The sequence below is a fragment of the Acidovorax sp. FHTAMBA genome (genome assembly GCF_038958875.1).
Classification (GTDB): domain Bacteria; phylum Pseudomonadota; class Gammaproteobacteria; order Burkholderiales; family Burkholderiaceae_C; genus Acidovorax.
Map to the genome: position 1 here is coordinate 2,825,237 of NZ_CP152407.1, position 23,787 is coordinate 2,849,023.

23 protein-coding genes are annotated in these 23,787 nt (G+C 63.5%); 12 read left to right on the plus strand and 11 right to left on the minus strand.

What is annotated here, in order from left to right; translation table 11 throughout:
* The first annotated feature begins 12 nt into the window (after window positions 1–12).
* The 5 genes from AAFF19_RS13305 (at window position 13) to AAFF19_RS13325 (ending at window position 4,720) form a co-directional block, all read left to right on the plus strand.
* On the plus strand, window positions 13–462 hold the full coding sequence (locus AAFF19_RS13305) for a YeeE/YedE family protein (RefSeq protein ID WP_342720325.1): 450 nt from the start codon (window positions 13–15) through the stop codon (window positions 460–462).
* 1 nt (window position 463) lies between these two features.
* The gene (locus AAFF19_RS13310; RefSeq protein WP_342720326.1) at window positions 464–820 is read left to right on the plus strand and encodes a TIGR01244 family sulfur transferase; all 357 of its coding nucleotides are present in this window, start codon (window positions 464–466) and stop codon (window positions 818–820) included.
* A gap of 16 nt (window positions 821–836) precedes the next feature.
* Window positions 837–2,576: a sulfate permease gene (gene sulP / locus AAFF19_RS13315; RefSeq protein ID WP_342720327.1), complete on the plus strand. Its 1,740-nt coding sequence runs from the start codon at window positions 837–839 to the stop codon at window positions 2,574–2,576.
* A 78-nt stretch (window positions 2,577–2,654) separates the two neighbouring features.
* Complete coding sequence (locus AAFF19_RS13320; protein ID WP_342720328.1) at window positions 2,655–3,740, plus strand: IS630 family transposase; 1,086 nt, start codon at window positions 2,655–2,657, stop codon at window positions 3,738–3,740.
* A gap of 182 nt (window positions 3,741–3,922) precedes the next feature.
* Window positions 3,923–4,720 carry an SDR family oxidoreductase gene (locus tag AAFF19_RS13325; RefSeq protein WP_342720329.1) on the plus strand — a complete coding sequence of 266 codons (798 nt, stop codon included), beginning with the start codon at window positions 3,923–3,925 and terminating at the stop codon, window positions 4,718–4,720.
* Between the two features lie 76 nt (window positions 4,721–4,796).
* Here AAFF19_RS13325 and AAFF19_RS13330 read toward each other — a convergent pair whose 3' ends face one another.
* Together AAFF19_RS13330 and AAFF19_RS13335 are read right to left on the minus strand one after the other, a co-directional pair.
* The gene (locus tag AAFF19_RS13330) at window positions 4,797–6,203 is read right to left on the minus strand and encodes an MATE family efflux transporter (RefSeq protein WP_342720330.1); all 1,407 of its coding nucleotides are present in this window, start codon (window positions 6,201–6,203) and stop codon (window positions 4,797–4,799) included.
* Window positions 6,204–6,238: 35 nt separating this feature from the next.
* On the minus strand, window positions 6,239–6,718 hold the full coding sequence (locus AAFF19_RS13335; RefSeq protein WP_182119534.1) for a MarR family winged helix-turn-helix transcriptional regulator: 480 nt from the start codon (window positions 6,716–6,718) through the stop codon (window positions 6,239–6,241).
* A 71-nt stretch (window positions 6,719–6,789) separates the two neighbouring features.
* Here AAFF19_RS13335 and AAFF19_RS13340 point away from each other — a divergent pair, with 71 nt between their 5' ends.
* Both AAFF19_RS13340 and gloA read left to right on the plus strand, forming a co-directional pair.
* On the plus strand, window positions 6,790–7,341 hold the full coding sequence (locus AAFF19_RS13340) for a PaaI family thioesterase (protein ID WP_182119533.1): 552 nt from the start codon (window positions 6,790–6,792) through the stop codon (window positions 7,339–7,341).
* The gene (gene gloA, locus AAFF19_RS13345) at window positions 7,338–7,751 is read left to right on the plus strand and encodes a lactoylglutathione lyase (protein WP_182119532.1); all 414 of its coding nucleotides are present in this window, start codon (window positions 7,338–7,340) and stop codon (window positions 7,749–7,751) included. Before AAFF19_RS13340 ends, gloA begins: the two co-directional genes overlap by 4 nt.
* 114 nt (window positions 7,752–7,865) lie before the next feature.
* On the opposite strand, the gene AAFF19_RS13350 is transcribed toward gloA, so the two are convergent.
* Window positions 7,866–8,390 (minus strand): OmpA family protein, encoded by a 525-nt coding sequence (locus tag AAFF19_RS13350; protein WP_008906840.1) that lies wholly within the window; start codon window positions 8,388–8,390, stop codon window positions 7,866–7,868.
* Between the two features lie 113 nt (window positions 8,391–8,503).
* On the opposite strand from AAFF19_RS13350, the gene AAFF19_RS13355 reads away from it, so the two are divergent.
* From AAFF19_RS13355 to AAFF19_RS13365, 3 genes are all read left to right on the plus strand, one after another.
* Window positions 8,504–9,097 carry a gamma-glutamylcyclotransferase gene (locus AAFF19_RS13355; protein WP_182120043.1) on the plus strand — a complete coding sequence of 198 codons (594 nt, stop codon included), beginning with the start codon at window positions 8,504–8,506 and terminating at the stop codon, window positions 9,095–9,097.
* A gap of 53 nt (window positions 9,098–9,150) precedes the next feature.
* Window positions 9,151–10,035, plus strand: coding sequence for a universal stress protein (locus AAFF19_RS13360; protein WP_182120044.1), 885 nt, complete (start codon window positions 9,151–9,153; stop codon window positions 10,033–10,035).
* A 152-nt stretch (window positions 10,036–10,187) separates the two neighbouring features.
* Window positions 10,188–10,709 (plus strand): superoxide dismutase family protein, encoded by a 522-nt coding sequence (locus tag AAFF19_RS13365; RefSeq protein WP_008906843.1) that lies wholly within the window; start codon window positions 10,188–10,190, stop codon window positions 10,707–10,709.
* A gap of 16 nt (window positions 10,710–10,725) precedes the next feature.
* Here AAFF19_RS13365 and AAFF19_RS13370 read toward each other — a convergent pair whose 3' ends face one another.
* The 4 genes from AAFF19_RS13370 to AAFF19_RS13385 form a co-directional block, all read right to left on the minus strand.
* On the minus strand, window positions 10,726–11,304 hold the full coding sequence (locus AAFF19_RS13370) for an NTP transferase domain-containing protein (protein WP_342720331.1): 579 nt from the start codon (window positions 11,302–11,304) through the stop codon (window positions 10,726–10,728).
* Window positions 11,304–13,595: a xanthine dehydrogenase family protein molybdopterin-binding subunit gene (locus AAFF19_RS13375; protein WP_342720332.1), complete on the minus strand. Its 2,292-nt coding sequence runs from the start codon at window positions 13,593–13,595 to the stop codon at window positions 11,304–11,306. The genes AAFF19_RS13370 and AAFF19_RS13375 overlap by 1 nt, the downstream gene beginning before the upstream one ends.
* A 15-nt stretch (window positions 13,596–13,610) precedes the next feature.
* A complete protein-coding gene (locus AAFF19_RS13380; protein ID WP_342720333.1) occupies window positions 13,611–14,072 on the minus strand; it encodes a (2Fe-2S)-binding protein in 462 nt (153 codons plus the stop codon).
* A 185-nt stretch (window positions 14,073–14,257) separates the two neighbouring features.
* The gene (locus AAFF19_RS13385) at window positions 14,258–14,830 is read right to left on the minus strand and encodes a TetR/AcrR family transcriptional regulator (RefSeq protein ID WP_342720334.1); all 573 of its coding nucleotides are present in this window, start codon (window positions 14,828–14,830) and stop codon (window positions 14,258–14,260) included.
* Between the two features lie 134 nt (window positions 14,831–14,964).
* Between AAFF19_RS13385 and pdxH the strand changes: the two genes are divergently transcribed.
* Window positions 14,965–15,618: a pyridoxamine 5'-phosphate oxidase gene (pdxH, locus tag AAFF19_RS13390; RefSeq protein WP_342720335.1), complete on the plus strand. Its 654-nt coding sequence runs from the start codon at window positions 14,965–14,967 to the stop codon at window positions 15,616–15,618.
* A 60-nt stretch (window positions 15,619–15,678) separates the two neighbouring features.
* On the opposite strand, the gene AAFF19_RS13395 is transcribed toward pdxH, so the two are convergent.
* Complete coding sequence (locus AAFF19_RS13395) at window positions 15,679–16,632, minus strand: AEC family transporter (RefSeq protein WP_182120049.1); 954 nt, start codon at window positions 16,630–16,632, stop codon at window positions 15,679–15,681.
* A gap of 423 nt (window positions 16,633–17,055) precedes the next feature.
* Here AAFF19_RS13395 and AAFF19_RS13400 point away from each other — a divergent pair, with 423 nt between their 5' ends.
* Entirely contained in the window at window positions 17,056–19,455 is a 2,400-nt protein-coding gene (locus tag AAFF19_RS13400; protein WP_182120050.1) for a choice-of-anchor Q domain-containing protein, read from the plus strand.
* A 174-nt stretch (window positions 19,456–19,629) separates the two neighbouring features.
* Here AAFF19_RS13400 and AAFF19_RS13405 read toward each other — a convergent pair whose 3' ends face one another.
* The 3 genes from AAFF19_RS13405 to AAFF19_RS13415 all read right to left on the minus strand — a co-directional run bounded on the left by AAFF19_RS13405 (window position 19,630) and on the right by AAFF19_RS13415 (window position 23,648).
* On the minus strand, window positions 19,630–20,511 hold the full coding sequence (locus AAFF19_RS13405; RefSeq protein ID WP_182120051.1) for a hypothetical protein: 882 nt from the start codon (window positions 20,509–20,511) through the stop codon (window positions 19,630–19,632).
* Between the two features lie 428 nt (window positions 20,512–20,939).
* The gene (locus AAFF19_RS13410; protein ID WP_182120123.1) at window positions 20,940–21,851 is read right to left on the minus strand and encodes a bifunctional GNAT family N-acetyltransferase/nucleoside diphosphate kinase regulator; all 912 of its coding nucleotides are present in this window, start codon (window positions 21,849–21,851) and stop codon (window positions 20,940–20,942) included.
* 174 nt (window positions 21,852–22,025) lie between these two features.
* Window positions 22,026–23,648, minus strand: a complete 1,623-nt coding sequence (locus tag AAFF19_RS13415) for a PAS domain-containing protein (protein WP_342720336.1) — start codon at window positions 23,646–23,648, stop codon at window positions 22,026–22,028.
* Between the last annotated feature and the right edge of the window lie 139 nt (window positions 23,649–23,787).

Below are 23,787 nucleotides of genomic sequence, written 5' to 3' on the forward strand. Positions count from 1 at the left end.
GCATTGATCTTTATGAAAAATCGTATTTCAGAGTTTGTGGTGGGCCTGATCTTCGGACTGGGCCTGATCGTCTCGGGCATGACCGACCCCGGCAAGGTGCTGGGCTTTCTGGACCTGGCGGGCTTGTGGGACCCATCCCTGGCCTTTGTGATGGGCGGCGCGATTGCGGTGGGCGTCTTTGCGTTTGCCGTGGCCAAGAAGCGCACCACCAGTTTCCTGGGGGGCGCCATGCATTTGCCCACGTCGCGCGACATTGATCGCCGTCTGGTGATCGGAAGCCTCATCTTCGGCGCAGGCTGGGGCATTGCGGGCTTCTGCCCGGGTCCGGCCATCGTTTCGGCGGGCGCAGGCCAGCCCAAAGCCATCGTGTTCGTGATCGCCATGCTGGCAGGCATGTGGCTGTTTGAACTGGCCGAACGCGTGTCACGCCGCACCCCATCCACCCGGACCGGAGCCCGCTGACATGCCGCTGCAGATCATTGCCCTGACCCCCGACTTCGCAGTGTCTCCCCAGCTCGCCACGACGGACTTTGCCTCTTTGGCCAAGCAGGGCTTCAAGACCATCATCAACAACCGGCCGGACGGGGAGGGCGGGGGCGCACAACCCACCAGCCCTGAAATGGAGCGCGCTGCCACAGTGGCCGGGCTGCACTATGTGTACCTGCCCGTGGTGAGTGGCTCCATCACGCCGGAACAGGTGCAGGCCATGCACAAGGTCCTGATCTCCGCCCCCAAGCCCACGTTGGCGTTTTGCCGTTCAGGTGCCCGGTCTGCCCAGTTGTTCGGGCTGGCGCAGAACCTGGACGCCGACGCGTCCTGATCACCCGGGAACCACCATGCACCTCATCCCCGGCTGGATCCGCAACTACCAGAAGTCCTGGCTCTCCGGAGACATGGTCGCCGGGGTGATTGTTACGGTGATGCTGATCCCGCAGAGCCTGGCCTACGCGCTTTTGGCGGGCTTGCCCCCCGAGGTGGGCTTGTACGCCAGCATCCTGCCCATCATTGCCTATGCCGCGCTGGGCTCCAGCATGACGCTGGCTGTGGGGCCCGTGGCGGTGGCCTCGCTCATGACGGCGAGCGCCCTGCAGCCGCTGGCTGCCGCTGGCTCGCCCGACTACATTGCGCTGGCCATGCTGCTGTCACTGCTCTCAGGGGGCATGTTGCTGCTGTTTGGCGTATTGCGGTTGGGTTTTCTGGCGCACTTTCTGAGCCATCCTGTGATCAGCGGGTTTATCTCTGGCTCGGCAGTGCTCATCGCTGTGGGGCAGGTCAAGCACCTGCTGGGCGTGAAGGCCGGTGGTACCGATGCCTTTGACACCGTGGTGCAACTGGCCCACGCAGCGCCCGGAATCAACCTGGTCACTCTGGGCATCGGCGCCGGCAGCGTGTTGTTTCTGGTGCTTGCGCGCAGGTCCTTGTCCCCATGGCTGGTCCGTCTGGGCGCCAGCCAACGCTTGGCAGACATCGCATCCAAACTGGCGCCGATGCTGGCGGTAATGGTCTCCACCGCCTTGGTGGCCGCCATGCGGTGGGACCAGACGGCGGGGGTCAGCATTGTGGGCACGGTGCCCCAGGGCCTGCCGCAGCTCGGGCTGCCGGCGGTGTCGATGGCGTCCGTGGGCTCGCTGTGGCTGCCTGCGCTGCTGATCTCGCTGGTGGGCTTTGTGGAAAGCGTGTCGGTAGCGCAGTCTCTGGCGCTCAAGCGGCAGCAGCGCATTCAGCCCAACCGTGAACTGCTGGGTCTGGGGGCTGCCAACGTCGCCAGTGCGCTGTCGGGTGGTTTCCCCGTCACGGGCGGCTTTGCGCGGTCTGTCGTCAATTTTGCGGCGGGTGCCAATACGCCCCTGGCAGGCGTCATTTCGGCCGTGCTGATGGGTGTGGTGATCGCAGCGCTGACCGGGCTTTTTCACTATCTGCCCCATGCCGTGCTGGCAGCCACCATCATCGTGGCGGTGGTTTCCCTGATCGATATGGAGACGCTGCGCGAAGCCTGGCACTACGACAAGGCCGACGCCATGGCCCTGCTGGCCACAGCAGGGGGCGTGATCGCTTTTGGCGTGGAAGCCGGCATCCTGATGGGGGTGGCGTTGTCGCTGGGCACCTTGGTGTGGCGCAGCAGCCATCCGCACATCGCGGTGGTGGGGCGCGTGCCAGGCACGGAGCACTTTCGCAACGTGACCCGACACACGGTGAACACAGAGCCCGGCCTGATTGCCGTGCGGGTGGATGAAAGCCTGTATTTCGCCAACTCCGACGCTTTGCTGGACCGTGTGGAGGAATTGGTGGGCGCCCAACCCGATACCCGCCATGTGCTTCTGGTGTGCTCAGCCATTAACCAGATCGACACAACCGCGTTGGGCGTCTTGACCGATCTGGAGCGAAGCCTGGCCCAGCGAGGGGCGGCACTACTGCTGTCCGAGGTCAAAGGCCCTGTGCTCGACCGTTTGCAAGGCACGGAACTTGGCCAGCGGCTGAAGGGGCGTATCTTTTTGAGCACCCATGCTGCGTTTGAATACGCAAGGCAGGCTGGCAGCATGGAGCGGCGGTATGGGGATCCGGCATCGGCTATCTAGTGTCCTGAGTTAAAAATTCATTGAATTATTTTCCCTGACGGTGATCAGTCGTGTAGTGTGTTGTACGACGAGGTGGCCATGAGCGGAAGACCAAAGACTCCATTGGTGTTGGGCGCGACGGAGCGAGAGCAACTGATTGCGCTGACCAAGCGTCGCAAGACAGCGCAGGCCTTGGCCCTGCGAGCGCGGATCGTGCTCGCTTGCGCAGAGGGCTTGGACAACAAAGTGGTGGCAGCGCGCCTGCGGGTCACGCAGCAAACAGTTTCCAAGTGGCGGGGCCGTTTTGTTGAACTGCGCATGGATGGTTTACTGGATGCCCCGCGCCCTGGTGCTCCACGCACGATTGAAGATGAGCGCGTCGATGCAGTGATCGCCAAGACGCTGGAGTCTGTGCCGACTGGCGCAACTCACTGGAGTACCCGCTCTATGGCGCGGGCAATGGGCATGTCACAGACGGCTGTGAGCCGAATCTGGCGGGCTTTTGGTTTGCAGCCGCACCGCCAGGAGACGTTCAAACTCTCCAGTGACCCGTTTTTTGTCGACAAAGTCCGTGACATTGTCGGCCTGTACATGGACCCGCCACTCAAGGCGATGGTGTTGTGCGTGGATGAGAAGAGTCAAATACAGGCACTGGACCGCACACAGCCAATCTTGCCGCTGGCACCGGGTATTCCTGAGCGCAGAACCCACGATTACATGCGCCATGGAACGACGACGCTGTTTGCGGCACTGGACATTGCCACGGGCCAAGTGATTGGAGAGTTACACCGGCGCCATCGCAGCACGGAGTTTTTGCAGTTCCTGCGTACCATTGAAGCGAATGTGCCAGCCCAGCTGGATGTGCATTTGGTGATGGACAACTACGGCACGCACAAGACCCCTGCGGTCAAGGCATGGTTTGCAAGACACCCCAGGTTCCACGTGCACTTCACGCCAACCTCCGCGTCTTGGCTCAATCAGGTGGAACGTTGGTTTGCAACCCTGACCGAGAAGTACATCCGTCGCGGCACACACCGATCGACAAGACAGCTTGAGCAGGCGATTCGCCAATACCTGGAACTGAACAACTCAAATCCCACACCGTTCGTCTGGGTCAAGTCTGCCGATGACATCCTGGCGAGCATCGAGAGATTTTGTCTACGAATTTCTAACTCAGGACACTAGGTATGGACGGATGGGGGCGTCGAACGGACGCCCTGATCCGTAGAAGATCTTTTACGAAGCAAATTAAATATTTAACATAATATACATCGTATTAATCAATATGTGGTTTCGCCAATCACTCCTCAATACGCAATCTGCGCTCTCGGCGTTTGCCTGTGCCCGTACCGCTAACATCACCGCCCATGACACTTCTCACTCAAGCCCCTTCCACATCCCACATCCACTTTGGTCATCGTGACCGCGTCTGCATCGTCACTGGAGGTGCCCAAGGCATTGGCGAGGCCTGCGTCCGCCGCTTTGCGGCTGATGGTGCGAAGCCAGTGATCGTCGATGTGGACGATGCGCGTGGGCAGGCGCTGGCGCAGGAACTCGGGGCGCTGTATGTGCGTTGCGATGTGGGTGACAAGGCGCAGGTGGATGCTCTGGTGGCCGAGACCTTGGCGGCCCATGGACGCATTGACGTGCTGGTGAACAACGCGGGCATCTTCCGGGCGGCAGACTTTCTGGAGGTGACCGAGGCCGACTTTGACGCCGTGTTGCGCGTCAATCTCAAGGGCTCATTTCTGGTGGGTCAGGCCGTGGCGCAGGCCATGGTGGACTCGGGTGGCGGCGCCATCGTCAACATGAGCTCGGTCAACGGCGTGCTGGCCATTCCCAACATCTCCAGCTACAACGTGAGCAAAGGCGGCGTGAACCAGCTCACGCGCGTGATGGCGCTGGCGCTGGCCGACAAGAACATCCGCGTGAACGCCGTGGCGCCGGGCACCATCGCCACCGAGCTGGCTGCCAAGGCCGTGTTGACCAGCGACGAGGCCAAGAACAAGATCATGAGCCGCACGCCCATGAAGCGGCTGGGCGAGCCGTCCGAGATTGCCGATGTGGTGGCCTGGCTGGCCAGCGATGCGGCCAGCTATGTGACCGGCGAGATTGTGACCGTGGACGGTGGGCGCATGACGCTGAACTACACCGTGCCGGTCTGACAATCACAAATACTATTAAATTGATAGCTGCTAGCGCATGATGGATAAGTGCTAGCGGCCGATTTGGCTCCTATTTTTAAGCCTGCGGCATGCGCCGCAGCAACCCCGCCGTGCTGCGCGGCCAGCCGACCCGGCCAAACCAGGCGCCACCCGCAATCGCCCAGGCGTTCACCGCGCCGTACAGCACCAGTGCCCCAGCCTGCGCCGCAAACACGGCGGCCAAACCACCGCCCCAGCGCAGCGCCAGCCAACCACCGGTAACCGCCACCGCCAGCCGCACGATGTTGCCCACCACCGGCCAGAGCAGGCGCCCTGCCCCCTGCGATGAAAAGTACAGCGCCAGCCCCAGGCCAAAAAAGCCGTACACCGGCCCCACGGTGCGCAGATAGAGCGCACCCGACTCCAGCATGGCGGGGTCGCTGTTGAAGAGCCGCAGCCAGGAGTGGGGAAACGCCGCCGCCCAGAGGCCAATCGCCTGCGTCATGACAAACGCCATGCCCGCGCCGATCCAGGTGGCGCGCAAGGCCCGTTCGCGCTGGCCTGCGCCCATGCAGGTTCCTACCATGGCCACCAGCGGTGCGCCCAGGCCAAACACCAGCGGCACCAGCAAGTATTCAAGCCGCGACGCCGTGCCGTAGCCAGCAATGGCCGCTGTGCCAAAACCACCCACCAGCGCGGTCGTGACGCCAATCGCCAGGTTGGTGGCGACGGTAGAAACCGTGCCCACCAGGCCTACCCGCAGGATGTCCTTGAACAGCACCCAGCGAAACCGGATGTGCGTGAACGATGGCTGCAGCAGGCTGCGCGGCGACCACAGGTACGCCGCCAGCACCATGCTGCCGATCAGGTAGTACGCCATCAGCGCAATAGCCCCGCCGGCAATGCCCAGGCCGGGCACGGGGCCCCAGCCAAAGATCAACAACGGTGACAACGGCACCAGCACGACGGCCCCCAGCACCGTCACATAGGCAGGCACGGCCATGTTCCCTGTGCCCCGGATCACGGCCGACAGCGTGTTGAACAGCCACACCAGAAACGCGCCCGCAAACACCCAGTTGGAATAGACCAGCGCCGCATCCAGCGCGCCGCCGGTGCCGCCCATGCGGGTGTAAAGCCAGCGCCCTCCTCCCACCACGCCGACTGTAAAGATCAGCGAGAACACCGCCGCGATGACCAAGGAGTGCAGCACCAGGGCGTCGGCATCGTCCCGTCGCCGAGCGCCCAAGGCACGCGCAATGGCGGACGCAATGCCGCCGCCCATGGCGCCGGCGGAAGTCATCTGCATCAGCATGACGACCGGGAACACCAGCGCCATGCCCGCCAGCGCATCGGTGCCCAGCTTGCCGACAAAGTAGGTCTCGATGAGCCCGACGCCCGCCTGCGCCAGCATCACCAGCACATTGGGTGCGGCCAGGCGCAGCAGCGTGGGGGCGATGGGCGCCTCCAGCAGCATGTGGGTGCGGGGATTGAGGCCTTCAGTCATGGGTGACCGTGGCAACGTTGCCGCGCAAGGGGAACTCAACCCGCATCGCCCGGCTCCTGCTGGGGCCATGCCGCCAGCACATCCAGCGTTTCGTCCACCAGCGTATGGAGCGCCATCACACGCTGCACGCCCAGCGCTTCGTTCAACGCGAGCTGCGCGGCCTTCCAGTGGCGCTGTGCCTCGGCACGTTTGTCGCGGCCTGCATCCGTGATGTGCGCCAGGCGGCTGCGGGCATCAGCGCCCGCCTCCAGCGCCACCCAGCCTGCATCGACCAGAGGGCGCAGGTTGCGTGTGAGCGTGGAGGCATCCATCTTCATGGCGGCGGCCAGATCCCCGGGGCGGATCGGGCCCAGCTTGAGCACATGTGACAGCAGCGAATACTGCGTGGTCTTGAGCCCGCATTTCGCCATCTCGGCGTCGTAGTGGGTGGCCACGCGGCGCATCAGCTGGCGCAGCTTGAAGTTGGTACAGCCCTGCGGCAGCACAGGTGCCAGGGTGGTCGTATCGGCTTGCATGGATTTGATTGTATCTGCAATAATTGCATACGCAACTGTTTTCGTCCAATCCTCTACCACCCGGATACCCCATGACCCAACACAACCACCTTGAACACTGGCTGGCGCAGGAGCGCGACATTCTGGCGCGTCTGGACGACGGCCCTGGCCCCGGCGTGGCGACACGCGAGCAGATCGCCCACCTCAACGGGCTGCAGCAGATGCAGGCCATGCTGCGTGGCGAGCTGCCCTACGCCGCCATTGCCAAGACGCTGGATTTTCTGATCGTGGAAGTGGGCGACGGCACGGCCATCTTCCAGGGCACGCCGCGCGCAGAGCATATGAATCCGATGGGCACCGTGCACGGCGGCTGGTTTGCCACCCTGCTCGATTCCGCCCTGGGCTGCGCCGTGCACACGCGCATGGAGCCCGGGCGCGGCTACACCACGGCCGAGCTGGGCATCAACCTGGTCAAGGCCATCACGCCCAAGGTGCAGCGTGTGCGTGCCGAAGGCCGCGTGATCCACAGCGGGCGCCAGTTGGCCACAGCCGAAGCACGCCTGGTGGGCCCGGACGGCACGCTGTATGCCCACGCCACCACCACCTGCCTGGTTTTCGACTTGCCTGCACAATCGAAGGCATGAAATTCCTCCACACGATGCTGCGCGTTGGCAACCTTCAACGCTCGATTGATTTCTATACCCAGGTGCTGGGCATGCAACTGCTACGCCAGTCCGAGAACCCCGAGTACAAATACTCGCTAGCCTTTCTGGGCTTTGAAGGCGGTAACCCCGGCCAGGCCGAGATCGAGCTGACCTACAACTGGGGCACCGAAAGCTACGACCACGGCAATGCCTATGGCCACATTGCCCTGGGTGTGCCCGATGCGTACGCCGCGTGCGAAAAGATCAAGGCTGCGGGCGGCAACGTGACGCGTGAAGCGGGCCCGGTCAAAGGCGGTACTACCGTCATTGCCTTTGTGACCGACCCGGACGGCTACAAGATCGAGTTGATCCAGCGCGCCGAAGGTGCAAGCGGCCAGGGCCTGCGGTAACGTTTTGCTATCGATAATATAGCTGCTTGCGCTTTACAGACAAGCGTCACCGGCATATTTGACCCATAAAAAAACCCGGCAATGCCGGGTTTTTTACGTCCACCGCCAATCTGATCACTGACCGCTCAGGGCCACTTCCACACGACGCGCTTCGGCGTTGCTGCCGCTGGCGGTGGTTTCTTCGGGCTTCTTCAGCTCGATCTTGTCTTCTGCCACGCCCAAGCCCTTGAGCGCGTCGCGCACGGCAAAGGCGCGCTGCTTGGCCAGCTCGGCGTTCATGGCGGCGTCGCCCGTGGCGTCATGAAACCCCGAGACCACTGCCGTCTTGCCCTCAGCAACGCCCTTGACCACATCGGCCAGCGCTTCGTTGGCGCCCGCTGCAAGTTCGGCCTTGCCGGATGCAAAGAAGAACTTCACCACACCGTTTTCCACCCGCACGCTGGCCTCATCTGCCATCGCTGCGGCCGCGGGAGCGGCAGCATCTGCCGCCACTGCGGGCACAGGCTGGGCCGCGGCGCCCGATGCGCCCACCCGTTTGACCACCACCGTGCCCACCACGACCGAGATCACCAGCGCAATCAGCGCAAACATGAAACCCAGGGCAAAACGTTGTTGGCTATCGTCATCGGAGCTGGACATGGAAGACCTCTGTAGTGGTTGGAAAGAAAAACAGGGTGCGGGGGCCGCGCTGGGCACCACAAAAACGGGTGCCTGGCCGCATACCGCAAAGCCTTTGATTGTAGAGTGAAGCCATGACGAATCTTCCCGCTCCCCTGCGCGATCCTGCACCGATGCTCGAACGCGCGCTGCACGAATGGGGTGGCCATGAGGACCTGTGGATCTTCGGGTATGGCTCGCTCATCTGGCGCCCGGATTTTGACTATGCCGAGCGCCGTCCGGCCAAGGTGCATGGCTGGCACCGCGCGCTCAAGATGTGGAGCCGCATCAACCGCGGCACGCCAGAGTGCCCCGGCCTGGTGTTCGGCATGCTCTCGGGCGGCAGTTGCCGGGGCATGGTGTTCCGGGTAGACAAGGCGCATGCCCGCCAGGTGCTCATCAACCTCTGGCAGCGCGAGATGCCCACCGCTGTGTACGACCCGCGCTGGCTCACCTGCCACACCCCGCACGGCCCCGTGCGCGCCCTGGCCTTCACCCTGTCCCGCAAAAGTCCCAACCACACAGGCGAGCTGCCCGACCACGAGGTGTGCCGCATTTTTGAGCAGGCCAGCGGGCGCTATGGCACCACGCGCGACTACGCCCAGTCCACATACGACGAACTGCGCAAGCACGGCATCCACGACCGGGCGCTGGCGCGGCTGATCGCACTGTCGGGCGGCAAGCGTTGACACTGGTGGACAATGATCCGTTCGAGCCATCGTACGCACCCCGGAGGAACCCCATGGCGACCCTGAACCGGCTTGTTGCCGCCACCGATCTCTCTGCACCCGCGCGCCATGCGGTGGACCGTGCCGCCAGCGTGGCGCTGGCCACGGGGGCCGCACTGCACCTGTTGCACGTCGCCACGCCCGCGCCCATCGAGAGGTTGAGGCGCCTGGCTGGCCAGATCCCCCCCGACCTGGAAAAACTCATGCGGGATGAACCCGGCGGTGCGCTGAACGGGCTGGCACATGCCGTGCAGCAACGCTATGGCCTGACCGCCCAGGTGCACCTTGCCAGTGGCCCGCTGCTGCAGCAGCTGCGCGAGCACGCCGACACCGTGGACGCCGACCTGGTGGTGCTGGGCGCGCGCGGCGCCAGTTTCATGCGGCACATGCTGCTGGGCTCTACCGCCGACCGCATGGTGAGCAAGGCCACCCGCCCCATGCTGGTCGTCAAGCAGGCGCCGCACGAACGCTACCGGACGGTGCTGATTCCGGTCGATTTTTCTGCGAACTCGCTGCGCTCCATCCGCCTCGCCCAGGCCGTGGCGCCGGGGGCCAGACTCATCCTGCTGCATGCCTTTGAAGTGCCCTTTGAGGGCATGATGGAGTACGCGGGTGTGCAGACCGACCAGATCCAGCACTACCGCACCAACGCACGCCGCGAGGCGCAGCAGAGCATGGAAGAGCTGCGCGTGCAAGCAGGCCTGCCCCTGGAGTCAACCCCCACGCTGATCCTGCATGGCGACCCCTCCCTGCTGCTCGTTCAGCAGGAGCAAGAGCTCGACTGCGACCTGATCGTGATGGGCAAGCAGGGCGACAACGCGGTGGAAGACATGCTTTTGGGCAGCGTCACCCGCTATGCGCTGGCCCAGTCGCAGTGCGACGTGCTGGTTTCGGTCTGAGCCAGGCGCCCGGGCCCGGGGCGCACACAGCTGTTGTGATCCCTGCGCGGCAGGTGGAGAATGTGTCGGCACACAGGGCCGACCGGCGACATCCCTTGCAATTGCAGCCCTGTAATGCCAGTGCCAATCCCCACCTTTTCAGGAGTCAAGGCATGTTCTTCCCCCAGTTCTTTTTATCGGCTGCCGCGGTGGCCTTGCTCGCGGGCTGTGCCGCGTATTCCGCCGGGCCCCGCGCCACAGCCACGCTGGAGCCCACACGGGGCAACACTGCGGCCGGAACGGTCACCTTTGTGCAGGCGGGTGACGTGGTGAAGGTGTCGGGCTCGGTCAAAGGCCTCAAGCCAGGCGCCGAACACGGCTTTCATGTACACGAAAAAGGCGACTGCTCCAGCGGCGACGGCATGAGCACCGGCGGGCACTTCAACCCGGGCGGCAAACCCCACGGCAGCCATGGCATGGGCGAGCACCACACGGGCGACCTGCCCAGCCTCAAAGCCGATGCCAACGGCGTGGCTGCGTTCAACTTCGAATCTCGCACCATCAGGGTGGGCAGCACGTCCAACGACATCATCGGCAAGGGCCTGATCGTTCACCGCGACCCGGACGACTACAAGACCCAACCCACCGGCAACGCAGGCCCGCGCCTGGCCTGCGCGGTGATTGCCGCCAGCTGACCCAGACCCGGCCGCGTCAGGAGCGCGCCGCCAGCCTCTGTGCGGCGCGCTCCAGATCATGCACGGTGTCCACATCGGTCACCGCGCCCTCGTCTTGCACCTCCACCAGGCGCACCCTGCCCTGCTGCGCCTGCGCGCGCACCAGGCTGGCAGCGCCCTGCTCGCCTGTCAAAGCCAGAAGGTCCTGAAGGCATTGCGCAGCAAATCCCACGGGATGACCGCGCTCGCCCCGGTACACGGGCATGGCGACGGCGCAGTCCGGGTCCGCCAATGCGGCGGCAATGGTACGCAGGGTTTCGGGGCGTATCAGCGGCAGGTCGCCCGGCAGCACCAGCCAGCCAGCCGCACCCGCTGTGGCATGCACGGCCGCTGCTATCGAATCGCCCATGCCCGGGTGCCCGGCATCCTCCAGGTGCCAGGGCAAGCCGCTGGCGCGCACGGCGGCCAGGGTGAGCTCCAGCACCGTGGTGCCGCCCAGGGGTGCACGCAGCTTATGCACCGTGCCACCTGACGCGGCAAAACGCAGTCCCCGGCCCGATGCCAGCACCAGCACCACGGGTTGGGCAGCCGAAGCGGGGTGGATTTCAGCTTCCATCACGCCAACTTGAAGGGCAGCTCGCGCGGCGTCTTGCCCGTGATCTGGGCAATCGCGTTGGCAAACGCTGGCGCCAGCGGCGGCAAACCGGGCTCGCCCATGCCCTTGGGTGGGTCGGCGCTGGGCACGATGTGCACGGCCACCTGCGGCATGTCGGTGATGCGGGGTACGGCGAAGTCGCCAAAGTTGCTTTGCTCCACCACACCGTCCTTGAAGGTGATGGCGCCGCCCGGCAGGCACATTGACAAACCCATCAGTGCGGAGCCTTCCACCTGCGCCTCCACACTCTTCGGGTTGACCACCAGGTTGCAGTGCACGCCCGCCGTCACGCGGTGCAGCCTGGGCGTGCCGTCTTTCACCGACGCTTCGACCACATAGGCCACCACCGATTCGAACGACTCATGCACCGCTACGCCCCAGGCGCGGCCTTCGGCCAGCTTTTTCATGCCGTAGCCCGACTGGGCCACGGCCAGTTGCAGCGCAGCCTTGTGACGCGGGTGCTTGTCGCCCATCAGCTGCATGCGGTAGGCCACCGGGTCCAGCTTGCTGGCGCGGGCCACTTCGTCGATGAGGGTTTCCATGACGTAGGCGGTGTGGGTGGACCCCACACTGCGCCACCACAGCACCGGCACATTCACGTCGGGGTGGTGCACCGACAGCTTCATGGGCACCTCGTATGGCTCCTTCATGCCCTCCACGGCGGTGGCGTCCACACCGTTCTTGACCATGAAGGCCTCGAAGGGTGAGCCCTTGGCGATGGACTGGCCCACGATGGTGTGGTCCCACGCCAGGATGCGGCCCTTTGCGTCAAACCCGATCTCGGCGCGGTGCACGTGCATGGGGCGGTAGTAGCCGCCCTTGATGTCGTCCTCGCGGCTCCACAGGGTGCGGACCGGCGCGGTGATGCCTGCCGTGCGCGCCGCCTTGGCCACGCCGCAGGCCTCCACCACATAGTCGCTGCTGGGGATGGCGCGGCGGCCAAAGCCGCCACCGGCCATCTGCGTGTGCACCTTGATGTTTTGCGGCTGCAGGCCCAGCGTCTTGGCGGCGGCCATGGCGTCCAGGCCTGGCATCTGGGTGCCCATCCACAGCTCGGCCTTGTCACCGTCGAGCTTGACGGTGCAGTTGAGCGGCTCCATGGGCGCGTGCGCCAGGTACGGGAACACGAACTCGGCGCTGATCTTGTGGGCAGCGCCCGCCAGCGGCGCCATGTCGGCCTGCAGGGCCACGTTGCCGGGTTGGGCGGCCAGCTCGCGGTACTGCGCCAGCAGCGCCGTGGTGTCGGGCTTGCCCACCGCGCTGGTGTCCCATTCCACCTTCAGCGCGTCGCGTCCCAGCTTGGCGGGCCAGTAGCCGTCGGCCACGATGGCCACACCCTCGCCGCCCCGGTCGGTGGGTACGCGCAGCACGGCTTTCACGCCCTTGATGGCTTTGGCTGCAGAGTCGTCCAGCGACTTCACCTTGCCACCAAACACCGGCGGGCGTGCCACCACGGCAGTGAGCATGCCGGGCAGGCGCACGTCGATGCCGTAGTCCTGCTGGCCGCTGGATTTGGCCTTGGCATCGAGCCGCCCGGTGGGCTTGCCGATGAGGCGGAACTGCCTGGGGTCTTTCAGGGTGACCTTTTCGGGCACGGGCTGCTTCATGGCCGCTTCGGCCAGCGCACCGTAGCCCAGCTTCTTGCCGCCGGGGCCGACGACAAAACCATTGCTGGCGCGCAGTGCCGAGGCATCCACACCCCACTGCGCCGCAGCGGCCGAGACCAGCATGGCCCGGGTGCGTGCGCCCAGTTCGCGGTACTGGGTGTAGGAGTTTTTGATGGAGTTGGACCCGCCCGTGAGGTGCATGCCCATCATCGGGTCGGCATAGGCGATGTTGGCATCGCCGTGCACGCTGCGCACCTTGCTCCAGTCGGCATCCAGTTCCTCGGCCAGGATCATCGGCAGGCCCGTCTGCACACCCTGGCCAAAGTCCAGCCGGTTGATGGTGACGGTGACCGTGCCATCGGCGTCGATGCGGACAAAGGCTGAAGGTTGTTCGAACGGCTTGAGGCCTGCCGGGGCCGCTGCTGCGGCACCCTGCGCAGAGGCCACCAGCGGAAACGCGCCCAGCGCAAAGCCCGACGCCGCCGACACCTTGAGGAAGGTGCGGCGTGCCAAGCCTTCAATGCCTTCTACCGCATCGTTCACTCCTGAATTAGTAGCTGCTTGCGCTTTATCCATAAGCGCTAGAAGGTGTTTTGGCATAAAAATGTGTGCCTGGCTCTGCAGGGCATGGGCATCAAAGTGCATGGTGATCTCCTTCAATCAAGCCAGAGTTTTGGCAGCGTCATGGATGGCCGCGCGGATGCGCACATAGGTGCCGCAGCGGCACACGTTGCCCGCCATGGCCGCGTCGATGTCGGCGTCGCTGGGCTTCTTCTTGCCTTTGAGCAAGGCGGTGGCGCTCATGATTTGGCCGCTCTGGCAGTAGCCGCATTGCGCTACGTCGTGTTTCACCCAGGCGGCGTGCACGGCCTTGCCCACCTTGTCGCTGGCCGTGACGGCCTCGATGGTGGTGATCTTCTGGCCCGCAGCCGCCGAGATGGGCGTGATGCACGAGCGCACCGGCGCGCCGTTCAGGTGCACGGTGCAGGCCCCGCACAAGGCCTGGCCGCAGCCAAACTTGGTGCCGGTCATGCCCAGCGTATCGCGCAGGGCCCAGAGGATGGGGGTGGATTCATCGGCATCCACAGTCGTGTCTTTGCCATTGATGTTGAGGGTAGGCATCGTGGGGTTCTCCGTGGGAAGGGTGTTGTTGTGTCTGGAGGCAGGCGAACAGAGGGGGCGGGGGATGGCGCTAGCGGCGCCATCGGCCATGAAAAGGTTGGAGCGTGGTGCGTGGCATTTTTAAGAGAATATAAATTCGATTAAAAAATCAGTCCAGGGCGGCAAAACGCATTGCTATCTCCCGCTCAGGCCTTCAAGGCGTCCCAGCACAGCCCAAAAGCCATCTGGTGCACGGCCTCTTCGTCGGGCAGCACCTTGGTGCGGATCAGGTTGCCCGTCTCGCGCACCGAGCCCACCAGGCTGGCCGTGAGCAGCGGTATCGGCACGGCCTTCAAGATCTCTTGCTGCTGGCCTTCTTCCATCAACGCAAAAAAACCGGCCATCAGGCGGGTCGAGAATTCGCGGTTGCCCTCGGTGAACCAGGGCGAGTTGTAGTACTGCTCCTGGAACACCACCTCGGCATACTGGTCCAGCCGGTGGCGCAGCAGGTTGCCCCAGGCGCGCCGCACGCGTGCGCGGTACGGCATGCCGGGCACGATGCCGTCCATGATGCGGGCGGCAGTGACCGTCTTGGCATCCTGGTAGAGCTGGCTGATGAGTTCATCCTTGGACGGGTAATACACATACAGCGTGCTGGTGGCAACACCCGCCGCGCGGGCAATGTCGGCCAGGGTCAGGCCGCTCAGGCCCGTCTGGGCCACCAGCTCGAAGGTGGCCTGGGCAATGGCACGCTGTTTTTCGTCGTCTTTGGGTTTCATCGATTCGGCAATATAAGCGAATAATTATTCGGCAACAACCGGGGCCATGCAAGACCCCACGTTACCCAGATCCCGCCCGCCCGTCACCCCGTTTGCAGCGTGCCCGCCGTTGCTGGCAACCACCCTGCCCCCGCATGCACAATCGGCCCATGACCACCTCCATCGCCGACCTTCGCAAGAGCTACGAGCGCGCAGAACTCAACGAAGATGCCTCGCACGCCGCCCCCCTTCAGCAGTTTGACCAGTGGCTCAAGGAAGCCATCAGCGCCCAGGTGCCCGAGCCCAACGCCATGACCGTGGCCACCGTGGGCAGCGACCTGCGCCCCAGCACCCGGGTGGTGCTGATCAAGGGCTATGACGAGCGCGGTATCGTCTGGTTTACCAACTACGACAGCCGCAAGGGCCGCCAGATTGCCGGCAACCCCTATGCGGCGCTGCAGTTCCACTGGGTGGAGCTCGAACGCGTGGTGCGCATCGAGGGCGTGGTGGAAAAGGTGAGCAATGTAGAAAGCGACGAATACTTCCACAGCCGCCCGCTCGATTCGCGCATCGGCGCCTGGGCCAGCCCGCAAAGCCAGGTCATCTCTGGCCGCGGCGTGCTGGTGGCCAATGCGGCCAAGTACGGTGCGCAGTTTTTGCTGAAGCCTCCCCGCCCGCCACACTGGGGTGGGTACCGGCTCAAGCCCGATCAATGGGAGTTCTGGCAGGGCCGCAAGAGCCGTCTGCATGACCGCCTGCGCTATCGGCTGGAGGACGGCAACTGGCTGCGGGAGCGGTTGGCGCCCTGAGCCAAGGTTCTGCGCCAGCGCAGCTTCAGCCGTGGCGCCGGGCAGCGGTGAACAACCGCCCTACACCACCCAGCGCGTCACCGCCAGAATCACCAGGGGCATGGTCATCAATGCCAGCGCGGTAGACACCGCCACACTGGCCGTCACCTCATCCTCGGCCACCGCATAACGCTGTGCAAACAGGAACACGTTGGCCCCCACGGGCAGCGATGCCGCGACGATCATCACCGCCAGCGGCATGCCCGACAGGCCCAGCGCCCAGCCCAGGGTGGCCAGCACGATGGGGTGCACCACACACTTGACCAGCGCAATGCGCAGGGCGGACTTGAAATGGTGGCCCACCTTGGTAAAGGCGAGCGTCACCCCCACCAGCAGCAGCGCAATCGGCCCCAGTGCCTGCCCCAGCAGCAGCAGGGGTTTGTCCACCACCTGCGGCACCACCAGCCCGGTCTGCGCGAACAGCAGCCCGGCAATGATGGGCAGCGGCACCGGGTGCACGATACCGTTGCGCACGGCCTGCAGCACCGTGCGCCACATGGGCTGCTGCACCCCGCCTGAGCGCCCGGCGTGTTCACGCGCAGCCGCCAGCTCGAAAACGACGGTGGCAGCGGTCAGCAGGATGAGCGAGTGCACGGAGATCAACGTGAACAGCGTCACCAGCCCCGCATCACCGAACACCAGGCCCACCAGTGGTACGCCGATCATCAGCGTGTTGCTGAAGGTATTGGCCAGCGCCCGCGCCGCGCCCAGGCTGCTAAAGCCCAGCACCGCCAGCGTGGCCGCATACACCACGCCAAACGCCACAAAGTAAATGCCCACCGGGCCGAAGTTGAGGTCTTCGATGTGCACCGTGCTCATGGTGCGAAACAGCAGCGCAGGCGTGAGCACCATGAACACGAGGTTGGCCAGGTCCTTCACCGCTGGGGCCCGAATCCAGCCGCGCCGCCCCACGTAGAAGCCGATGGCGATGAACAGGATCACGGGGATCAGTGAGGTGAAGACGGGCGAGTTCAAGGTGAATAGGCAATCTGGCGAGGGAAGGTGCCTATTGTGGCTCTTCGTCAAGTACAGCGTGCGCAGACAGCTATACAAGTGATAGCTCAAAGCAACGCCAACCCCGCGCGGTCAACGTGCGATCAAACGGCTGCTACCCCGCCGTTGATAAAGCATCAGGTTATCTTGTGAAACCAAATAACGCGATGTTCATTTATTTTCCGACGAGTTACGGGCAAAAAGTAGCATCGCTACAGGGATAAAAGTTCTTCTTAATGCTGTAACGCTTTGCTGTTTCCGTTCAGACCGAGAAACAGGTGCTTGCACAAATGAAGGTATGGGCCTTCAAGAATGACTGTCCCATGTGCGTGCCATGGTGCCTGGTGGTCTGGACGTGCATGGGATTTCACAATTATTTCTATTTATCACCGAGGAGAAAACAGCATGAGAATATTATTCGGAATCGCTGCCGCGATGCTGATATCAGCGTGTGGTGGTGGTTCAGACTCGATGGAATCCGCTGCCAAATCCGGGCAGCAAACCGCAGCAGTTTCTGGAAATCCAAAAACTCTTGGCGTTGGCACTACTGGCAACACTTACTTTATTCGTGCGGACGGAGGCAGTGCCGCACAGTGCAATGGCAAGGCAGATCTGCCCTACCCGGGCAGTGGGTCGCTGCAAAACTGCGCGTGGCAGTCACCGCATGACGCCCTGCCAACGACCGACAAGCCCCGCATCGCCGGTGGCGACACGCTGATCATAGGCGCAGGTGAATACCAGGTCGGCTGGGGCGCTCCCGGGGCAGAAGACGGTGGGCGTTGCGGTAAGAGCTGGAGATACGGCTGTCATCTCGCCGCCATACCCAGTGGCCCCAGCCCAGAGCAGCCAACCCGCATTCTGGGTAAAGGGCACGACGGTGTTTGCAACGCTCCGCCCAAACTCTGGGGGAATGAACGCGTACCGGCAGTGCTGAACATGGCCGACAGCTCCAATGTGGAGATTGCGTGTCTGGAAATTACGGACAAGAGTATTTGCGTAGGCAACCACGCCAGTGATGCTCTGCGCTGCGTAAGGGGTGACGCGGCAGTATATGGCGCCTATGCCGATGCGGGGATTCGCGCATATCGTTCCAACAACGTGAAACTCAGGGATCTGAATATCCACGGGCTCGCATACCATGGTATTCAAGCAGGAGGCATCTCCAATTGGACGGTAGAACGCGTTCGCCTTCTGCGCAACGGATATGCTGGCTGGGATGGTGATATGGCCGGAATCCCCAAGGTCGAAACCAGTTCCAACAGCGGCGAGCTCACTTTCCGGAATGTCGAAATTGCTTGGAATGGTTGCGCTGAAGACCCCAACACGGGCGAAGCGAAGGGTTGCTACGCACAAAAGAACGGTGGTTATGGCGACGGGATTGGCACCGCTTTGACCGGCGGCAAATGGCTGTTTGAGGATGTCTCCATCCATCACAACACTTCTGACGGCTTGGACATGCTGTACCTGGATGGCAAGGCTGACACCAGCATTACCCTCAACCGCGTTCATGCGTATTCCAATGCCGGCAATCAAGTGAAGGTCGCCGGGAACGCAACCGTTCGCAATTCCGTACTCGTTGGAGACTGCGGATACTTCTACAGGGAAGGTCAGAAGTATCCCTACCTGGGTAGCGGCGACCACTGCCGAGCTGGTGGTACCGCCCTGTCGCTGGCTCTACTGACGAACAATCAAGTGGATGTAACGCACAACACCATCACGGGCGAGGGTGACATCCTGATTTTCCACGGCGCAAAAACAGACCGCGCAGGTGTCCCCATGGATGACACCGGCGCGAAGCTGCTGATCCGCAACAATATCTTGAGAGGTCAAAAAGACTTTACGGGGTACGGGGACGAACTGGTGGCTGGGCACTATTGGGAAAACACCAAGGCCAGCACCACGTATGCAGGCAATATCTTTTTCAACGTCAAGAGCAACCAGTGCCCGGCTGGAAGCATTTGTGCCGACCCTCTGCTCACGGTGTCCGAGATGCGCGGTTTTGATCCACGCCTGAAGCCCGGCAGCCCGGCGCACGACAAGGTCGCTCCGATTGTGGGCATCAACACGGACTTCTTCAATCGCAAGCGCGTCTATGGCCCGGCAGCAGATATAGGCGCCGTTGAAACCCAGCCGGTCACGGACACGCCTGTCTGCACCCGGGCTCAACCGACGATGGATCTGCGCCAACCCACATCGCCGATCGTGCCGGGGGCTTCGGTAACCTTGACCGTTACGTTGAAAAACAACGATATCGCAGCGTGCGGCCCGACAAACTTCCAGCTCGCCCACACCGCACCCCAGGGCTGGTCAGGAGAATTGAGTGCCGGTGCGCTGAGTTTGGCGCCTGGCGCTCAGGCGACGGCGTCGCTGACAATGAAAAGCCCGACGACCGCATCGGGGGTTTACAACATCCCTGTGCGCAGTACCAGCCAGCAGGGTGCCGTCCACACCGCCGACGCTACCGGCGTCGTTCAGGTGCGTCCTTCAGACAACTCTGGGGGTGTGCTGAGTGGCGGGGTGGTTACAGACAAGGTGGTCTACAGACTGGGCGAGACCATCAAAATCGGCGCTGCCGTCAAACTCAATGGACGGCCCCAGCGCGGTGCGACGGTGGACTTGTCTATCGAAGGGCCCAACGGTCTGCGTTGGACTACGCGCACAACCACTGATGAAAACGGCATGGGATGGGCTAGCTACCAGCCGCCGTCCACCAGCCAGGCACTGGGGCACTACTACATCTACGTAAAAGGGTCCTATCTCAACGCTACCACCTTCACCAATCGCAATCGGTTCGACGTGAAGTAATCGGCTACAGACGTTGCCGTTGCATGCGGCCCTGAAGCCGCATGCAGCCGACACCCCGCAACTACGGCCATCAGCCAAAAATGCGGGGTGTTTTTTCATTGAAGCGGCTCAAACCCCCACCCCATCGAGGAACCGCGCGTATCCGCGACGTAACAGCGTTGCAACGATGTCATGTCACCCTGGGCACGGCCCCAGCCACACGCCGCTGCGCAGGCGCTCCGGCGGGTGCGGCGACCACACCTGGCCGCTGGCCTCCCAGGTGTCCATCTGCACACTCAGGCCGGCAAACACGCCATAGCCCTCGCCCGCCTGGATGTCTTCGCCCGCACTCAGGCTTTCGCCGGCCTTGATCGATCCGTGGGCGTGGATGCACGCACCCGCCTTGATGCCCCAGCCGGCTTCAAGGTGCTGCACGCCGGTGATGGCGCCCGCCACCACGATCCCCTGCCCCACCCGCAGGCTGTGCTGCGCGCCGGTCAGGTGGCCGCCTACGCGCAGGCCCTTGTCGCAGTCCACCGGCCCGTTCACGATCAGGTCCTGGCCCACAAAAGCACCGCCCTTGAGCGACAGCCTGCCTTGGCACACCACGTCCCACCCGGCGCGCAGGTCGCCCGCAGTGGTGATGTCGCCCTGCACATCCACCCCCCAGTCCGCCCGCACATCGCCACCCGCCTGCAGCTGCCCTTCGCTCACGATGATGCTGCCCGCCACACGGATATCCTCCCCGGCCACCACCCGCCCAGCCCGCAGCCCACCGCCCGCACGGATGGAGCGGCCGGCATGGATCACCGTGGCCACGTCGATGGAGCCGCGCACCTCCACCGTACCGGCAAACACCACGGCCTCGGCCTCCAGCGCGTCCAGCACCAGCACCAGCACCGCATTCGTCGGCCCGAACTGGCCCAGCAGCCAGCAGGCATCGTCCACGCGGCCGGCCTGGACCAGCGTGTCCAGCGCATCCTGGTAGCCGCTGCCGTCTTCCACATGGCGGCTGAACCAGCGGAACCCGTCGGCGCACGGGCTCTTGGCCCGCAAGAACTTTTTGGTGAATTCCATGGCCGCTCACTCCTGGCGCGGGTGCGCAGACGGTGGATGAACGGGATGGGACCCGATGGGTGTGGACCCCTGGGGTTCAATGGTGTGCATGGGGCATCTCCTGGGTGGAGCGGCCCGGCCACGCGGATTGAATGGACGCGAACGATCGAACGGTCCATCAACCCATTGCGGAGGATTCCATCCGCCGGCCGGTCGCCATCGCGCTGAGCGAGTTGCCCGGCGATGGATGGTTTGCGCAAATGAGGGGAAAAAGGTTTATCGCCGGGCGGAGGAATGTGCGACCGGCTTGTACAAACGCCAGATCTCACGCACCGCATTCCTTCCGGCAAAGGCCAGACACAGGCTGCCGCTCAGCGGGCCTGTATCGTGGAGCGTGGTGGATGGAAACAACATGAAATCTGGAAGTCCCTGACTGCCGCGTAGATAACTTACAGATGGAAATCGCCAGCCGCTTCGGGCTGGTACAGCACTTTTTCGATGCGGATGTGGCACGTCCTGTTGGGGATCCGCCAGGTGAAGGCATCGCCCTCCTTGTAGCCCAGGATCGCCGTGCCGATACCGGAGCACACCGACAGTTTGCCGGCACGGTCGTCTGCGTCTTCGGGGTACACCAGCGCAACTTCCAGGGCCTCATCATCGACCTGCAACAAGGCCTTGGAGTTCATGGTGACGACATCTTGCGCCACGTTGAACGGGTCCACCACGATGGCGCGTTCGATCTCGTGCTCCAGCTCAAACACGTCCGGGCCGCTTTCCACCGCGACGAGGCTTCTGAGCCGGGCCTTGTCGACCTCGGTGATGTAGATGTCTGCGGTATGGACCGCCGGGCTTTCGCGCAACAGCCGTGGATAGCGTTGCGAACTCATGGAAAGCGACTTCACCGAAGGCGTTTCGCTGTGCAGCACAAAGCCGCTGTGCAGGAAGGCTTTGAGCGATCGTGCGTTGTCGGGATGGATTTTGGCGATGAGCCTTTCGGCCCGCATGTCGAAAAAGGCCAGCTTCATGCCTTCGCGGATGGCACTGGCGCCGAGCTTGCGGCCCCAGTTGTCGCGGTTGCCGATGACCAGCACCATTTCACAGTCTGTACCCGCCTTGACGAGGCGCACAAAGCCGACGGGCACGTCACGCTCGTCGTAGGCCATGAAAAATCGGCCGCCCTGGTTGAACAGGTGTGTGAGGATGGGAAGTTGCACCCGGCCGATGACCTGTTCGATGAAACGGGAGACATGGCGCGAATCGCTGAGGTAGCGGGTCACATCCTCGTCTTCCAACCAGTCCATCAGGGTCAGCGCGTTGGCGCGGGTAATCTCTGGGCACAGAGCTATAAAAGGCTTGTTCATCTTCACCACCTGTGGTTTCAAGAATGAAAGCCTTTCATGACTGCGGCCATGACGGTTCTTTCGGCGAACCGGGGATTTTACAACAGTGCGCATTTTTTGTGCACCGTGGCCTGCCCAAACCCCTGAAGTACGGGGCGCCGCTCCCCGAGCAAGCCTTATCCCCCGCACACAGCTTTATTGCGCCACACACACGCCCAATGACTGGCTTTTGGCCCTGTACATGGCGGTATCTGCGGCGCGCAGGTAGTCGTCCACCGTTGCCAGCCTGGCTGCGCTGCTGACCAGCCCCACACTCGCGCCACTGATCACGGTGTGTTCGCCGATCACATAAGGCGCTGCGAGGGCGACGGCGATCTGCTCCGCGCGTTGGCTGGCTTCAGCGGAATCAATGGACTCCAGCAGCACATTGAACTCGTCGCCACTCATGCGGGCGACCAGATCCACCGCGCGCACGCAGGATTCGAGCCGCCGCGCCACCTGTTGCAACAGCTGGTCGCCCACATGGTGCCCGTAGCTGTCATTGACGGCCTTGAACCCGTTGAGATCCAGCAGGAGCACGGCGAACATCGTGGCGCCATCGCGGACCGGCACGCCATCGCCGTTCACCGCCTCGTTCTGGTGCAGCGCTATGAGATGCGCGAGGCGATCGCGGAACAACGGCCGACCGGGCAAGTTGGTCAGCGCGTCGTAGGAGCTGCCCCGCTCGGCCAGATCACTCAACGACCCCGCCATGCGAACGGGAACACCATCCTCGAACTCGGCGAGCCCGCGCCAATTGACCCACACCAGCCGCCCCGCCCCGTGGAACGCGCGGAAATCCACCGAAAAGTTCGGGCTGAACCCTGACAGGTGCCTGCGGTAGGTCGCCTGCACGCGCACGCGGTCTTCGGGATCGATGAGTTGCTCGAGAAAGCGCCAGCCACCGTCAAACACATGATCGCGGCTACCCATCCCGACGATCTGGAGAAAACGCCCGGACACATGCAGGGCGTCCGTGCGCAAGTTCCAATACCAGATGCCGTCATTGGACCCGCGCGTCGCCAGCAAATAGCGGTTTTCCGAGCGCACCAACTCCAGTTCGGTGTTCTTCTGCTGGGTCACGTCGATCATCAGGCCGATCATGCGGTTCGGCCGCCCCGGCTCGACCACCGCGCGGCACAGATCGCGCACCCACACAACCTTGCCGGACTTGGCAATCAGCCGGTAATTCATCTCGTAGGCATGGCTGTGCGTGGCGTTGTAGGCGGCATCGTCGATCACCAGGGCCTGCGCCAGGTCATCGGGATGCACATGCGCCCGCCAGAAGTTAGGGTCAGCCCGCCACTCCTCGACGGAGTAACCGAACAAGCGTTCGACCTGCGGGCTCAGAAAGGTATTGCCCACGCCGATTTCAGCTTCCCAAACCACGCCATCAATGGTTTCCAGCAAGCGCAGAAAGCGCTGGCGAATTTCCACCAGCACCTGCTCGGTGACCTCGGTGATCTCGATCAGGACACCCTGGCGGCTGATCACCCGCTCCGCCGCATCCGTCTCCGGGTGGAGCTGCAGACGCACCCAGCGATAGTCCGCGTCGGCAAAGCGCAAGCGGAACACAGGCATGCCCGAGCGCATGGTGCCGATGTCGTCGGGATGCACGAACTCCAGCAGAGACCTGCCGAGCGCCGCCTCCACCGAATGGCCGGTGAGCTTGTGCCACGCCGGGTTCAGATAAGTGATCTCCCACAGCGCATCGGTTTGCACCACCGCCTCGGGTAGCAGTTGCAGCAGTTTTGCGGACGGCGTGGGAGTGGGGGGCATGCAGGGCTGTTGCAAAATAAGGGAGCGAAATCAACCACGTGAGATCAAGTATGGCACGGGTCCCGGGCCTTTGAGCCCCTTGGTTTCGGTGGTTTGGGGCAGCCAGACAGCGCAAGCCAGCAACGCCCTCCCCCGCCGC

Bases quoted from the DNA above. Each gene is read 5' to 3' on its own strand.
- AAFF19_RS13305 (WP_342720325.1), top strand. From the start codon at position 13: ATGAAAAATCGTATTTCAGAGTTTGTGGTGGGCCTGATCTTCGGACTG.
- AAFF19_RS13310 (WP_342720326.1), top strand. From the start codon at position 464: ATGCCGCTGCAGATCATTGCCCTGACCCCCGACTTCGCAGTGTCTCCC.
- sulP (WP_342720327.1), top strand. From the start codon at position 837: ATGCACCTCATCCCCGGCTGGATCCGCAACTACCAGAAGTCCTGGCTC.
- AAFF19_RS13320 (WP_342720328.1), top strand. From the start codon at position 2,655: ATGAGCGGAAGACCAAAGACTCCATTGGTGTTGGGCGCGACGGAGCGA.
- AAFF19_RS13325 (WP_342720329.1), top strand. From the start codon at position 3,923: ATGACACTTCTCACTCAAGCCCCTTCCACATCCCACATCCACTTTGGT.
- AAFF19_RS13330 (WP_342720330.1), bottom strand. From the start codon at position 6,203: ATGACTGAAGGCCTCAATCCCCGCACCCACATGCTGCTGGAGGCGCCC.
- AAFF19_RS13335 (WP_182119534.1), bottom strand. From the start codon at position 6,718: ATGCAAGCCGATACGACCACCCTGGCACCTGTGCTGCCGCAGGGCTGT.
- AAFF19_RS13340 (WP_182119533.1), top strand. From the start codon at position 6,790: ATGACCCAACACAACCACCTTGAACACTGGCTGGCGCAGGAGCGCGAC.
- gloA (WP_182119532.1), top strand. From the start codon at position 7,338: ATGAAATTCCTCCACACGATGCTGCGCGTTGGCAACCTTCAACGCTCG.
- AAFF19_RS13350 (WP_008906840.1), bottom strand. From the start codon at position 8,390: ATGTCCAGCTCCGATGACGATAGCCAACAACGTTTTGCCCTGGGTTTC.
- AAFF19_RS13355 (WP_182120043.1), top strand. From the start codon at position 8,504: ATGACGAATCTTCCCGCTCCCCTGCGCGATCCTGCACCGATGCTCGAA.
- AAFF19_RS13360 (WP_182120044.1), top strand. From the start codon at position 9,151: ATGGCGACCCTGAACCGGCTTGTTGCCGCCACCGATCTCTCTGCACCC.
- AAFF19_RS13365 (WP_008906843.1), top strand. From the start codon at position 10,188: ATGTTCTTCCCCCAGTTCTTTTTATCGGCTGCCGCGGTGGCCTTGCTC.
- AAFF19_RS13370 (WP_342720331.1), bottom strand. From the start codon at position 11,304: ATGGAAGCTGAAATCCACCCCGCTTCGGCTGCCCAACCCGTGGTGCTG.
- AAFF19_RS13375 (WP_342720332.1), bottom strand. From the start codon at position 13,595: ATGCACTTTGATGCCCATGCCCTGCAGAGCCAGGCACACATTTTTATG.
- AAFF19_RS13380 (WP_342720333.1), bottom strand. From the start codon at position 14,072: ATGCCTACCCTCAACATCAATGGCAAAGACACGACTGTGGATGCCGAT.
- AAFF19_RS13385 (WP_342720334.1), bottom strand. From the start codon at position 14,830: ATGAAACCCAAAGACGACGAAAAACAGCGTGCCATTGCCCAGGCCACC.
- pdxH (WP_342720335.1), top strand. From the start codon at position 14,965: ATGCACAATCGGCCCATGACCACCTCCATCGCCGACCTTCGCAAGAGC.
- AAFF19_RS13400 (WP_182120050.1), top strand. From the start codon at position 17,056: ATGAGAATATTATTCGGAATCGCTGCCGCGATGCTGATATCAGCGTGT.
- AAFF19_RS13405 (WP_182120051.1), bottom strand. From the start codon at position 20,511: ATGGAATTCACCAAAAAGTTCTTGCGGGCCAAGAGCCCGTGCGCCGAC.
- AAFF19_RS13410 (WP_182120123.1), bottom strand. From the start codon at position 21,851: ATGAACAAGCCTTTTATAGCTCTGTGCCCAGAGATTACCCGCGCCAAC.
- AAFF19_RS13415 (WP_342720336.1), bottom strand. From the start codon at position 23,648: ATGCCCCCCACTCCCACGCCGTCCGCAAAACTGCTGCAACTGCTACCC.